Source organism: Mesorhizobium sp. LNHC232B00 (genome assembly GCF_000502435.1).
Taxonomy (GTDB): domain Bacteria; phylum Pseudomonadota; class Alphaproteobacteria; order Rhizobiales; family Rhizobiaceae; genus Mesorhizobium; species Mesorhizobium opportunistum.
Genome location: NZ_AYWP01000063.1, coordinates 1 through 12,172 on the forward strand (window position 1 = coordinate 1; position 12,172 = coordinate 12,172).

General features: G+C 58.4%; 11 protein-coding genes and 2 pseudogenes. 2 read left to right on the forward strand and 11 right to left on the reverse strand.

Annotation, left to right across the window (positions count from 1 at the left end; genetic code table 11):
• From X743_RS0137640 to X743_RS0137650, 4 genes are all read right to left on the reverse strand, one after another.
• Positions 1–676, reverse strand: a 676-nt coding sequence (locus X743_RS0137640) for an adenylate/guanylate cyclase domain-containing protein (RefSeq protein ID WP_280801621.1), incomplete at its 3' end; no start/stop codon positions are given.
• Between the two features lie 302 nt (positions 677–978).
• Positions 979–1,503, reverse strand: a complete 525-nt coding sequence (gene hxsA / locus X743_RS0137645) for a His-Xaa-Ser repeat protein HxsA (protein WP_031250674.1) — start codon at positions 1,501–1,503, stop codon at positions 979–981.
• Positions 1,500–2,600 (reverse strand): His-Xaa-Ser system radical SAM maturase HxsC, encoded by a 1,101-nt coding sequence (gene hxsC, locus X743_RS137995; RefSeq protein ID WP_023769417.1) that lies wholly within the window; start codon positions 2,598–2,600, stop codon positions 1,500–1,502. Before hxsC ends, hxsA begins: the two co-directional genes overlap by 4 nt.
• Positions 2,597–3,511, reverse strand: a complete 915-nt coding sequence (locus X743_RS0137650) for a hypothetical protein (protein WP_156934578.1) — start codon at positions 3,509–3,511, stop codon at positions 2,597–2,599. The genes hxsC and X743_RS0137650 overlap by 4 nt, the downstream gene beginning before the upstream one ends.
• Positions 3,512–3,601: 90 nt before the next feature.
• On the opposite strand from X743_RS0137650, the gene X743_RS137985 reads away from it, so the two are divergent.
• Positions 3,602–4,749, forward strand: a protein-coding gene (locus tag X743_RS137985; protein ID WP_156934579.1) for an IS3 family transposase whose coding sequence is annotated in 2 segments (ribosomal slippage) — positions 3,602–3,851 and positions 3,851–4,749 — 1,149 coding nt in all. Because the reading frame shifts where the segments join, the coding sequence is not laid out codon by codon here.
• On the opposite strand, the gene X743_RS137980 is transcribed toward X743_RS137985, so the two are convergent.
• From X743_RS137980 to X743_RS01000000169700, 7 genes and pseudogenes are all read right to left on the reverse strand, one after another.
• A complete protein-coding gene (locus X743_RS137980) occupies positions 4,736–5,248 on the reverse strand; it encodes a radical SAM protein (RefSeq protein WP_023769422.1) in 513 nt (170 codons plus the stop codon). The two genes, X743_RS137985 and X743_RS137980, sit on opposite strands and share 14 nt — an antisense overlap.
• On the reverse strand, positions 5,245–5,628 hold the full coding sequence (locus tag X743_RS137975; protein WP_156934580.1) for a hypothetical protein: 384 nt from the start codon (positions 5,626–5,628) through the stop codon (positions 5,245–5,247). The genes X743_RS137980 and X743_RS137975 overlap by 4 nt, the downstream gene beginning before the upstream one ends.
• A 32-nt stretch (positions 5,629–5,660) precedes the next feature.
• A complete protein-coding gene (locus tag X743_RS01000000169695; protein ID WP_198028531.1) occupies positions 5,661–6,389 on the reverse strand; it encodes a thermonuclease family protein in 729 nt (242 codons plus the stop codon).
• 195 nt (positions 6,390–6,584) lie between these two features.
• Entirely contained in the window at positions 6,585–7,787 is a 1,203-nt protein-coding gene (locus X743_RS137970; protein WP_156934581.1) for a PAN domain-containing protein, read from the reverse strand.
• On the reverse strand, positions 7,759–9,348 hold the full coding sequence (locus X743_RS137965; RefSeq protein ID WP_156934582.1) for a hypothetical protein: 1,590 nt from the start codon (positions 9,346–9,348) through the stop codon (positions 7,759–7,761). Before X743_RS137965 ends, X743_RS137970 begins: the two co-directional genes overlap by 29 nt.
• Before the next feature lie 540 nt (positions 9,349–9,888).
• Positions 9,889–10,020, reverse strand: coding sequence for a hypothetical protein (locus tag X743_RS1000000174075; protein ID WP_280801623.1), 132 nt, complete (start codon positions 10,018–10,020; stop codon positions 9,889–9,891).
• Between the two features lie 109 nt (positions 10,021–10,129).
• A pseudogene (locus tag X743_RS01000000169700) lies at positions 10,130–11,271 on the reverse strand (IS5 family transposase).
• A gap of 174 nt (positions 11,272–11,445) precedes the next feature.
• Between X743_RS01000000169700 and X743_RS1000000173840 the strand changes: the two are divergent.
• Positions 11,446–11,959 (forward strand): annotated as a pseudogene (locus X743_RS1000000173840) (integrase); the annotation flags it as partial.
• Positions 11,960–12,172 lie beyond the last annotated feature (213 nt).

The window sequence follows — 12,172 nt, forward strand, 5'->3', positions numbered from 1 at the left end:
CGATCACGACCGCGTCGGGTTCAGCAAGAGCTTGCAGCCGGGCGGCGAGGTTCGGCGTCTCGCCCACGACGCCACGCTCTTGCCCTTCGCCGGCGGTGATCAGATCGCCAACGACGACCTGTCCGGTGCCGATGCCGATACGAACCCGCAATGGCTCAGGCTCTGGGAGTCGCCTAACGGCATTGACGAGAGCAAGGCCAGCGCGCACCGCCTGCTCGGCGGCGTTCTCGCGCGCCTGCGGGTAGCCGAAATACACCAAAACTCCGTCGCCCATATACTTGGCGACGAAGCCGCCGAAGTGAGGGACAATATCGGCGACACAACGGTGATACGCTCCGATGGTCTCACGCAGGTCCTCGGGGTCCAGACGCGTCGCAAGCGCCGTTGAGCCCACGAGATCGACGAACATGACGGTCAGCTGTCGACGCTCCGCGCTTAGGTCCCGGGTGCGGCTCTGAGGCGCGATGTCCTCGGTGGCCGGGTCGGAATGCCTTGACCACGGCCCCAGCCCCTCGACCGCCTTGCGGAATCGCTTGCGATGACCGAGGAGCATCCCGAGCTTCTCAAGGTCGGCATCGGTCAGTTCCGGCAGGACCTCCGCATCGATCGCGTTGTCGCGAAATGCCTGCTCGTATTGCTGGAGGCCGAGGCCTCGCAACCAAGTGGCAATGTCCACACAGCCCTCCCAAGGCTGACTTCGGGTCCCTCAGCCGCAATATTAACTCAGATGCCGGGGAAATGCTGTAGTCCAACATGTTACCGCGGCGATGACAGCTGTGAACAAAGCGGACTATACGCCCCTTAGGGATTAAGCGCCTTATGTCTGCCATTGTGGCAAATTGCGGCTTTCCCGAAAGCGGTCATCACTCAACGTGCGCCGGAAAGGCCAGTTGGGAGGGGCTCGGCTGGTCTACTTTCGAGCATACATCGCTGCGACGCTCCGGCAGTTCCACGCCAGAACGCGGCGATCGGAAATCCTTAGTTGGCCACAATCCCTAATGCAGTCAACGTTTGTGGGGTGATCGTTCCCGTGACCTTGAGATTATAGTCCGACTGCAATCTCAATAGGCCGGCCCGCATTTCGGGGCTCATCGTCCCGTCCAAGTCCCCATTGTAGTAGCCGAACGCAAGCATCGCGAATTGAACTTGGAAAACGATTTCTTTGAACCTGTTGGCATTTCCAGGAAGCGTCGCAAGAGGAGCGGGTGCCGGCGCCGCTATGGGTGGTTGATAGGGAGGTGCAGGTGCCTGATAGACGGGTGCTGAATCTGCCGGCGGCGGATAGTAAGTGCCTCCGGATGAAGATCGGTGGCTGCTGTGCGAGCTATGGCTGCTGTGCGAGCTATGGCCAGCTAACGTGTATTTGTGATCCAGTTTGAAGATATCAAAAAGCGATTTTGTCTTGCCGCCATCGCTAGTTGGTGCGAGCGGCATCGCGACACTTTCTATCGGCATAAACCCCGCTGCGATCAAGGATGGGATCGCGAAGAACCGTTTTTTCATGCGACACCAAACCTTCCATATCCGTGCACTTTTGGATGCCATTGGAAGAAGCCGCCGCACTCGTTGCGAAGACTGCAATCGACGCAATCCTCAACGTAAGCCCGTTTCCAATCTGAGATCGTAGATGGCGCGAATGCTCGATAGTGAGCGGGGACGGTGCACAGCGGGAAATTGTAGAGCTTGGTGTCGATGCCACGGCTGATCGAGAAATCCAGCGCCTTGCTCACCAAATCGAAGCCTAGGGAACTGTCGAAAAACAGAGAATCCCAGTTCTTTCGGCCATAGCCGATATTTTCGAGCTGCATGATTGCCCATTTGTCGATGAATGGTAGGGCGACCGTCACGAACTTCGCTAGGTCCAGCAGCCCAGGTGCGTTGGGCTTCATAAGTACAGTCCGTAACTCGATTTTTGCCCCAGCCTCGCAAAGGATGGAAAGGTTGTTCCTGACCTGATCGAAGGCGCCAAGCTTTCCGACGACATGATCGTGGGTCGCGCTGTCGCTGGAGTAGACGGGAATCCCCCAAAGGATTCGGCTCAAATCCAAATCACGGAGCTTTGCGAGATCGTCGCGATCAAAATGCTGCGCATTGGTCAGGAGGTGAAAGTCGATGTCACGCCGCTGCTCCATCGTCTTTCGCAGGAATTCGAACAGCTCCGATTTGAAAAGGGTCGGCTCTCCGCCTGACAGGCCGATCGTTGAACTCTCCGGTGCCAGAAGCACGGCCGTCTCGAAAAACGGAAACATGTCTACGTGCTGCTTTTTCGGCGGCTGCGAGCACATCGCGCATAGTTGGTCGCAGCGTTCGGTGATCAAAAGCGTATTGTGGCGCGAGTTCGCCCGAATAAGCCGATGTGCCGCTTTTCGAAATGGCACGACAAACACAACATCACCGTTCACCTCGGATGGGTCGATCCCAAACAAGCAAAGGCTGCCTGCCGCCCCTGTAAAGAGCGCCTTTTCACCGTCGGCGGTTGCCAATGTTGCGTCCAGCGAACTGACGTTGCTCAGTTGCTCAGGCATTCCTTCGTACGACCGCAGCCGAACCACATATGGATCGACAGCGTTTGTATCGATCTTGAGGCGGAGCGGGATCATGTATGCACCGGGATCATATGATCCCCCCAAGATGGCACACGGGCCCATTTAGCGACCGATCGAAGCGCGGCTTCATCCCGCCGACTGATAACCTCTACAACCTTGTCGAAGACGTGCATGTGTCGTTGGCAGAACCAGGTATCGATGCGGGCCATGTCAATTCGCCCGTCCCTCGACAGATCGTCGACAACGTCTGTCCCGCAGAAGGGCTGATAGGCGCAGTGGATGCAGTCCGGATCAAAGTTGTTGAGCGAGGCACTATTGAGCAACCGGATCTTGGCTTGGTCGATGCCGGCCATCACCGTGCCGATCGAAAGATCGACGCGCCCTATGCGCGAAAGCATCCTGGCTTCATCCGTCGGGTAAAGCTGCCCGTCGTGATCAATGACTATGTAGTCCGAAGCGAAGAAGTTGGGATTGCGGAGATCGACATGATCGTCGGCCCCCGACCTGAGGAATCTCCTTAGGCACTGGCTGAAATAATATTCCTCGACGTAACCACCAGTGCGATGGTTCCTATCAATGAGGTAGTCGATGAAGCTGGAATGAAGTGCATTCCACTTGGCTATCGAATGCGGATCGGTTTTTCGGCGACGAGCAAACCCTTGGTAGTTTATCGGTCTGAGATAGATCGATTGCATCCCGTAGCGCTCGAAATTGCCGACGAGTTCCTCGAAATCCGGCGGCTCATCAACGTCGATCGTGGGAAGCGCGGATACCTTGCCCGGTCCAAGGCGACGCACAGCGTCGGCGAGGTTTTTGAAGAACGCATCGGTTGTAACATCATCATGGGTGCGCTGGCGCTGATGAGTATTTCGATCTCCGTCTAGCGACGTGCTGACGAAGGTGTCCGCTTCGTCGAGGTAAGCCCATTCTCGCTCGCTCAAGCGTTGGAGATTGGTGCAGACCACAAACTGGCTGCCGGGAAACCTCGATCGTGTGGCCTGCTGCCGGTTTCGTGGACACCGAGATAAGGTGTTTAACGGAACTGGAGAGTGGAAATGCAGAGAAGGAAGTTCAGCCGCGAGTTCAAGCTTGAGGCAGTGAGGCTGGTGAAGGATCGGGGCGTCGCGGTGGCGCAGGCGGCCCGCGACCTCGATCTCCACGAGAATGTGCTGCGCAAATGGGTGCGCGATCTATCGGCCGATCCGCAGCATGCCTTTCCCGGCCACGGACAGATGAAGCCCGAGCAGTTGGAGATTGACCGGCTGCGCAAGGAAGTCGCGAAGCTGAAGGCGGAGCGCGACATCCTAAAAAAGGCCGCAGCCTACTTCGCGAGGGAAGTGACATGAGGTTCGCTTTCATCGCGAGGCACCGGGGCATCTGGCCGGTGGCATGGCTATGCAGTGCGCTGGATGTGTCCCGCTCGGGCTTCCATGCCTGGCTCAACCGCAGCCCCAGCGTTCGCTCCCGGCATGACGAGATCCTCGTTTCCAGGATCGACCGAAGCTTCAAGAGCAGCGACCGCACTTACGGCGCGCGTCGGGTCTGGCACGACGTTCTGGCCGAGGGGCTTTCCTGCGGACTGCATCGCATCGAACGGCTGATGCGGGAGAACGGCCTCCGGGCACGGCCTCGGCGCCGCGGACTGCCGAAGGACACCGGAGAGCGAGCGGCGGTGTCGAAGAACCTACTCGACCGCGCCTTCGAGGCATCGGCCCCGAACCAGAAGTGGATTGCGGACTTCACCTACATCTGGACCGCCGAAGGATGGCTCTACGTTGCCGCCGTCGTTGATCTGTTCTCCAGGCGTGTCGTCGGCTGGGCGATGAAGGCCGAGATGACGGCGCAGCTCGTCACCGACGCTCTCATCATGGCGATCTGGAGGAGAGGCAAGCCGGACAGCCTGCTGCACCACTCCGACCAAGGATCGCAATATACGAGCGAGCAGTTCCAGCGACTGATGGCCGACCACGGCATCACCTGTTCAATGAGCCGGTCGGGCAACGTCTGGGACAACGCTGCGATGGAGAGCTTCTTCTCGTCGCTCAAGACCGAGCGGACAGCCCGCAAGGTCTACAGGACGAGGGATGACGCCAGGGCGGATGTGTTCGATTACATCGAGCGCTTCTATAACCCTCGGCGAAGGCACTCGACGCTAGGCTACCTGAGCCCCGTCGAGTTCGAGGAACAAGCTATGCTAGCTTAACCTCGTGTCCGAAAAACCGGCAGCAGGCCAGTGCGAATGAGCGTATCTGTTCAAGCAAATCGACACGTAGCAAAGGTTCGCCGCCTTGAAACTCGACTTTAATCCGTGGCCCCTTCATCGCTCCGATAAGCCTGAGAGCGGCGTTCAGCGTCTCTTCGCTCCAGTCGAAACCTTGTGCATTTTCCGGCGCTCGGGAAACTTGACAGTAGCCGCACGTCAGATTGCAGCGCAGCGTAGGCACGAGGATAACGTAAGAAAGTTCCTGCTGTTTTGATTGGCGTCGAGCCCATCGATAGGCAAAGGCCGTCCAGTCGGGGTCGCCTTTCCGTTCGAACGAATGGCCACTTTCACGGAGAAAAGTATGATCGTCCGCCGATAGTTTGTTGCCGACATACCGTTCGAGAAATGACTGATCGCTGAGGAAGAACCCGCCTGCATCGTCGGTTAAGAGAAATTCGCCATCGCCACGCTCGCGAAACTTAAGTGGCCACACTGTCATTTCGCTGTCACCGCTTCGATCAAGGCTTGCCGAAGCGGCAGCGTCTCAACGTAGATCTTCTCTCGATAAACGGCATGGAGCACGCTTTTGCGCACGTCAGCCATATCACCAGGAGAAATGCAAGCCACCTCAACCCCAGCAGCCGATGCGACAAATCTAAGGGATGGATATTGAGCTTGGACACGAACTAACGCGCCATTCAAAAAACTGCGAAAGTTCGGCGGAATCTCAATTGTAATCTGATCTGCGCTGTGCGGCCCCATCTGGTCGACAATCTCCACCCCGGCCATTATACTTTGAAATTCAGATTTGAATATCGGCGGACAGCTATATTCGAGGGAAATGCCTAAGGCGGTCTCGTCAGGCTTAATGACTGTCAAAGAGCCTCTTGTACTGGGACCCGAAACATGTCTCAGCATAGGCTCTCGCACGGAATGCCGTCCTTGTCGCGGTCGAGCTTGCCGCCCCAGGGGCAGTTGGCCAAATACCAGTTCGCTTCATCGCAAGAACTGATTTGCGGGCACGTTCGGCGCGGCTGGCAGGAGTAGCTCTGCGCCACCTGAGGGCGGCTGATGATCCCGAGCGGCTTGATAGTGGATGGCTTAACGCCCCCGGCATGCTCTGCGCGCCATTCCCAGGGCGCCTGAAAGGCACCAACCCACAGACCGACTTTTGCCGCCTCTGCCTTCGCCTGCTGCCTCGCATAGGCCCCGTGACTGTATTTGGGCCAATCCAGGGCCAAGCCATTCTCAACCAGCCATCCGGTGATGCTCTTGCCGTCCGCGCGGTGGCAGTCCCCGACATAGCGGCCATAACGGTCCCACGAGACGAACGTACAAAGAGTGGGCCTGGAGAGCGTCAGGAACTTGTCAAGGGCAGCGGCCGACTTGACGCCGCACTGATATCGAAAGCCCTTGGCGTCGTCGCACTGCTGCGCGGACTCAGGAGCGTCGATGCCGTTGAAGCGGATGCGCTGTCCGTGGATCTCGATCGTGTCGCCGTCGATGACGGAAGCCACCCCGGCGATCGGCTCCGGAGTACGCCCAATCCAGTGGGATACGTTGAGGTCGAGTGCGCCTTCGCTGTGGTGAACGACAAACTGCGCCACGAAGGCGGCCATCGCCGCCACTGTCACGAACACCAGCCGCTTCGGAATGCCTGCCAGCCTACGAGCACGCCGTCGCTGTGCGCCTCTCCGTTTGCGCCATTGGTCGCACCGATTGTCGTATCGGTATTTGTCCACACCCCTCACTCCCCAAGAGGAAGATGCGCCACTGCCCTAAAAAGCCAACATAAGGTCCGCCTGCGCGGGTAGGCCGCCTAAGGCCGATGATCGTCAATTCCCTGCAGTCTTGCTCCCCGAAGCCACCCCCTTGAACAGGGACAGCGAGTCTACCTGATCCAGCATTGAACACATCTTGTTCGGAGAGTCGAAATTGAAGCCCAAGCACTTCTGATCCGCCGCACATGCCATGACACAATCGGCGTATGCGCCAGGGACGTTTGAATAAGAGTCGCCCACCACAACGGTGTTCTTGTAGAAAACGAGACTGGAGTATTGCAGCTTACCCGCAACCGCCTGCTTCGCTGCCATGGTGGCATCTGGATCCTTCACCAAAATAGACGCGTCCCCTTTCATGAAACATGCAGAATGCTTTTTGTCGTATGTGATAGCTGAGCAACGATTGTCGCCCTCGCATTGGGTCTGACATTGGTCGAATGACACATTCCATAGCGGCATACTCGGGAGGTCGAAGCCCATCGCGTCCCAGCCATCCTGGGCAACGAGTTTATTCGCCATCTCGGCTCTGCCAGCGGGGGCTTCATAGTCACTAGCGCTAAAGGTGCCTTTGTCGAGCCATACACATTTCGATCCGAGTTCTAAAGCGGATGCGTCATTCAGCCCGATGGATGCGAGAGTCGTCGCGGGAGAAACCGGCGCTTGAGGCCTCGCCGTTGGGGAGGCCCGGTTCACCAGGTCTGCGTTTACGTCGACGCCATTGACGAGCCGGCGTGTGTAGCACCAGGCATGATCCCAAGTCGCATCGTGTTCGTCATTGAAATGATGGCCAGAAACCAACGACCAGTGCGAACCCTGCCAGTCCATTTCTCGAGTGAGGAACTTGTTGAAGTCCGCAGTTATGACATCGGGTTGTTTTGGAACCGGCGTCGGAGTTGTGGTCTCCGGTTTAGGAGACACTTCGGGGGCAGGTGCTTTGCTGCGCTCCGTCTTACCTTGCTGGGGTACTGTCTCCGTCGTTGGTATCCTGTCGTCGCGTTTTTCGGTTTGCGTCGTGTCTATGACAGGTGGAAGTCCGTGGTCTCGTCCGAAGAACAGCGCCGCCCCGTAACCGATACCAACAGCAGCGACGGCGATCGCACCGCCTGTCATCATCCTCCTGAAGGCGTTTGCGCGGGCGATCTTGTCATACGCCGCAGCCTCTGCCTGCAGCGTCGGGATGGCCGCCTGTTTGACGACCAGATCGACAGCGCGCTCAAGAAGCGCCGTGTTATGCCGGATCAGCACTTTTGCGGCCACCCTTTGTAGACACCTTGACCAGATCGGCGACCTCGGCCGGCAAATCCTCGTTCAGCGCCTTTCGAAGAGCATCCGGATCGTCGGTCAAAACCGGCACATAGAGGATTTCTTTCACGACCTTTTCGACAGGAACCTCAACCCGTTTCTCGACCTCCCTGTCGACAACCACTTCAAAAGGGACCTTGACGGTGCGAACTCGGCGCCAGCGCCATCTTATTAGCATCCGTCTAATCAGTCTCGACAGTCGGCTCTCGGAGCGGTCCTCGGCCTGTGCTGCTATTCTCTGCAAGCCGAGCGCCACCATGGCAGTGATCGGACCGGCCAATCCGGCAATTACTGCGAGAGAGCCAAACCAGATTGCCGCAACCTTTCCTGCTTGGGCCTCGCTTACTTCTTCCGGCTTTTCGCCATACCAGCGAGCCGCGATGCGTCTGATCTGGTCTGTGCGAGCAAGCGGGATGCGCTTCTTTTCGAGTCCGTTCAACTGGGTCGCTATTTCGTCGCGCCGCGCCTGATTTGCAGCCAATACCTTATCCTGGGAGGCCTCCGCTGATTGGGCGGAAGCCAACGTGCTCCGCGCCTGATTTAGGCGCTGCTCCCAATCCGCGGACGTGGCGTCTAGTGACTTTTCGAGGTCACTTCGGCGGTTCTGAAGCACCTGTTTCTGGTCGGCAGTCATCTCAGGGCTTTCAGCCCTCAGGCGGTCGAACTCTGCTCGGGCAGCCGCGATCTCTTGATCTATGGCGAGGATTTGCGGTTCGTATTTCGCCTCCAGCTTGGCGCGAGGATTGGCAAGTTTTCCGATCTCGTCTTCCCAGTGCTTCACGGACGCAGCGTCGCCGGCTTCTCGCGCGTCTTTGATCCGCTGGACGAAACTGTCCCTCTGCCCTTCAAACTCCCCCACAGCCTGCTTAACCTTGCCGCCGCGCTCGGCGACCAAGTCCGCTCGCCTCTGCTCGCTCTCGTGGACTTGTTCCCGTGCTCTGGCCGCCTGAGGCGTTAATACGGTGGCAGCCTGGAGTTCGGTGTCGACGTCGGCGATACGGTCCTGGATTTCCTTACGAGCCTTGTCGGCAAGCGCACTCACCTCTTCCAGATCAGCCCTGGCCTTCGCGACCTGATCAGTCTGCTGAGCTGCCTGATCCGAGGCATTCAGCTTCGCGCTCTCTCTGTTGAGCGAGTCGATCCCATCAGCCAGCTCCTCATATTGCAGTTCACGAAGGGTGCCGGCGCGCTCCAAGCCCAGCAAGACCGTCTCAAAAGTGATACCGGCCAGAAGCAGGAGAAACACCAGGATAAAAGGCTTCCAGAACCAGGAGGCGCTGTACAAGAGGGTCGCGATCGGAATCTTCGTAAGCTCTGCGATCGAGACGATGAAGAACGGCGCGCTGGCCAGAATGAGGTCCATCGCGGTCGCAGATTGACTTGCTTCGAAGGCCTGGACGCCCAATACAAGGCCGGTGGCAAGGCCAATGATTGAAGCTAAGATCTCCAGTGCCCACGCGCCGCGGTATGTCCACTGGCCATAGCTGGCTAGCTTCTGGCTCATACTTGCGTACATCAGGCTCCCGCCTCCCCTATATCCCCAGGGCACCTTGCCACTCAGCACAGGTCTTTGCATCAAAAATTGCTGTGCGCTTGGTGAATCGCCTTGATTTCGAGAAACATCGTTACTTTCACGCCTGCATATCGACTGAATATCTGCGAGTCGACGGGCGCGAATACCATGTGGCCCGTTAGCGGTTGAGCAGCCCTGCGACGAGAATAAGCATCATTGCCACGGCGACCACTCGAAATGCGCCGACAACGCCTCGGACAAAAAAGCTTTGGCGAGGCGACGGCGTCTGGTCGATATTTTTGGCTAACGCCTTCGGGTCGCTTGCACCCAAGCTTTCACGTGAAGGTCAATCCTGTGCCTGGAGCCCCGGCACTTATTCGACTGCCCTCCGTCCCCGATGTGGGCCCAGCGCATGAAGGCTACTTCCTCCTCAGGCTAAGTCGCGAAGGCCGGCATTCAGTCTTTTAGTGATCGCAATGCCCTTCCGACTAGTGATCGCAATGCCCTTCCGACCGAGTTGAGCCCGACAGCGGGATGACAGCTTTAGCAGGCTGTTGAAGAAGTCCACTTGCGGGCGACGAAATCAGCTTCGTCGCCGCCATGGAAGCAGATTTGTCCGGTGATAGAGCTGTCTGGTTGGATTTCAGCCCAGCCATCGCCTTGGGCTTCGTCCATTTCGTCATTGCCCTGCCAGGAGAAGGCGACATTGTTGCCGTCGCCCGCGCCGAAGATCTGCCCGGTGACGCAGCCGAAGGCGAATTCGCCGGAGCCATCGGCCGCGAACTCAATGTAGGCNGGCCGCCAGGTTCAAGGTGAAGGCCGCGCCCACACGGGCGCATCCTCGCAGCTTGACCTTGGCCATGCCGGCCGAGGCCTTGATCCAACCGAACACCTCCTCGATCCGCTTGCGGCAGCGCTGGCTGACATCATAGCCCGGATGGCGCTTCGTGCGGTCATCGATCGCCGTCACGCGAGGCTTGCCGGTTTTGCTCAGATGGCCGTCGACGGCGATGTGCGGCGTGACCTTGCGCTCGCGCAGGTCCTTGATGAACTGGCGCACGTCATAGGCCTTGTCGGCGCCCAGTGTGATGCGCCGCCGCGACGGTCTGCGGTCCAACATGGCGAGCGCGGCATCACGCTCGCCTGTGCCCGTGGCCTGGGTAATGCCGCCATCAACCGCAAGCCCATGACGGTTCTCCATCAGCGCATGCCCCAGATAGCAGAGCTTCGCCGGCTGCCCGTCGCCCTTCTTGTAGAGCCGCGCCTGCGGATCGCTCGTGCTCTGGTGTGTGTCGTTGGAGCGCTTCTCCTTATGAAAGCCGCGCTCGGCGTTACNGGATCGCTCGTGCTCTGGTGTGTGTCGTTGGAGCGCTTCTCCTTATGAAAGCCGCGCTCGGCGTTACGCCCCGCCCCATCCGGGCCGTTATCGTCCCCGTCCTTGCGGCGGAAGCTCTTGATCGAAGCCCAGGCCTCGATCAGCGTCCCGTCCACCGAGAAGTGATCCGACGACAAAAGCCGCTTCACCCTTGGTTGAGCAAGCACCGCGCGCAGAAACTTGGCCGCGATCTCACCCTCCAACAGCCGATCCCGGTTCTTGGTGAAGCTCGAATGATCCCAGGCCGGATCGTCAACGCCAAGCCCGACGAACCAGCGGAACAGAAGATCAAACTCCATCCGCTCCATCAACTGACGCTCCGAGCGAATGCCGTAGAAGGCCTGCAACAGCATCGCACGCAGCAACCGCTCCGGCGCGATCGACGGGCGGCCGAGCCCCGGCGGATACAGCACCGCAAAATCGCCGTCCATCGCCACAAGAGCCGCGTTCACGATCTCCCGTATCACCCGCAGCGGATGGTCACGTCGAACACGCGCCTCAAGGTCGACATAGGAAAATAGCGAACCTGTCCGTTCGTCCAAGCCGCGCATCCACAAATCCCCAATCGTTCGGGGAGCAATGAATCACGCTCCAAACAACCGCGCCAGCACTTCTTCAACAGCCTGTTAGATGATCTCCTCCTGTTGGCTGTCAGTCCGTTATCGGCCCCATAACCGTCTACCGGCGTTTCTCCGGTGGCCAATCATGGCCGAAGGAGAAACGAAATGGGACACTCATGCTACGACCTTGCCGCCTCCGATCGCCGCGCATGGAATGCAGGCAAGAAGGTTGGAACGAAACGCCCTCTGAAACCTCGACAGATGTGGGCTATACGCTTCTTTCTCGATCGAGAACGGCGTCTGCGAGACAGAGCGCTCTTCGATTTGGCGATCGACAGCAAGTTGCGCGGCTGCGATCTCGTCAAGATCAAAATCGGCCACCTTGTTGTAGGACCGGAAATCCGAACTCGCGCGATGGTCATCCAACAGAAGACCGGCCGACCTGTTCAGTTCGAGTTGATGAGCGACACACGCTCCAGCCTACTCGCATGGTTGGAACGACGCGGCGGGACAGTGGATGATTACGCATTTCCGAGCAGGATCCATCCAACGGCTCACATGAGCACAAGGCAGTATGCCCGCCTCGTCGATCCGGTGAGCGGCAGCCCCTGCCGACTCCCGATCGTGCGGATACGGGACGGAACGCCAAAGAGAGTCGATCGCCGAAATGTTATGGCGGCGTCTGATACGGGCCGCAGTTCCGATTGTGGGGCATTAGGCGCGGTCGGAGCCAGGTGTGGAAATGTGAGCGGCAATTAGAACCAATGCCGTCCTACAGCTAAGAGAGGAATCGGGATCCAACCTTGTTCGGTACCGGAGAGGACGCGTTTTGACAACAATGTCTTGTCGGTAATGAAAATTGAAAGCAGGTTACTGGCCAATCGGCCTAATC

What these genes read in the sequence shown, in the direction of transcription:
- X743_RS1000000174075 (WP_280801623.1), bottom strand. Translation starts at nt 10,020, where the DNA reads ATGGACGAAGCCCAAGGCGATGGCTGGGCTGAAATCCAACCAGACAGC.
- hxsA (WP_031250674.1), bottom strand. Translation starts at nt 1,503, where the DNA reads ATGAAAAAACGGTTCTTCGCGATCCCATCCTTGATCGCAGCGGGGTTT.
- X743_RS137965 (WP_156934582.1), bottom strand. Translation starts at nt 9,348, where the DNA reads ATGTACGCAAGTATGAGCCAGAAGCTAGCCAGCTATGGCCAGTGGACA.
- X743_RS137980 (WP_023769422.1), bottom strand. Translation starts at nt 5,248, where the DNA reads ATGACAGTGTGGCCACTTAAGTTTCGCGAGCGTGGCGATGGCGAATTT.
- hxsC (WP_023769417.1), bottom strand. Translation starts at nt 2,600, where the DNA reads ATGATCCCGCTCCGCCTCAAGATCGATACAAACGCTGTCGATCCATAT.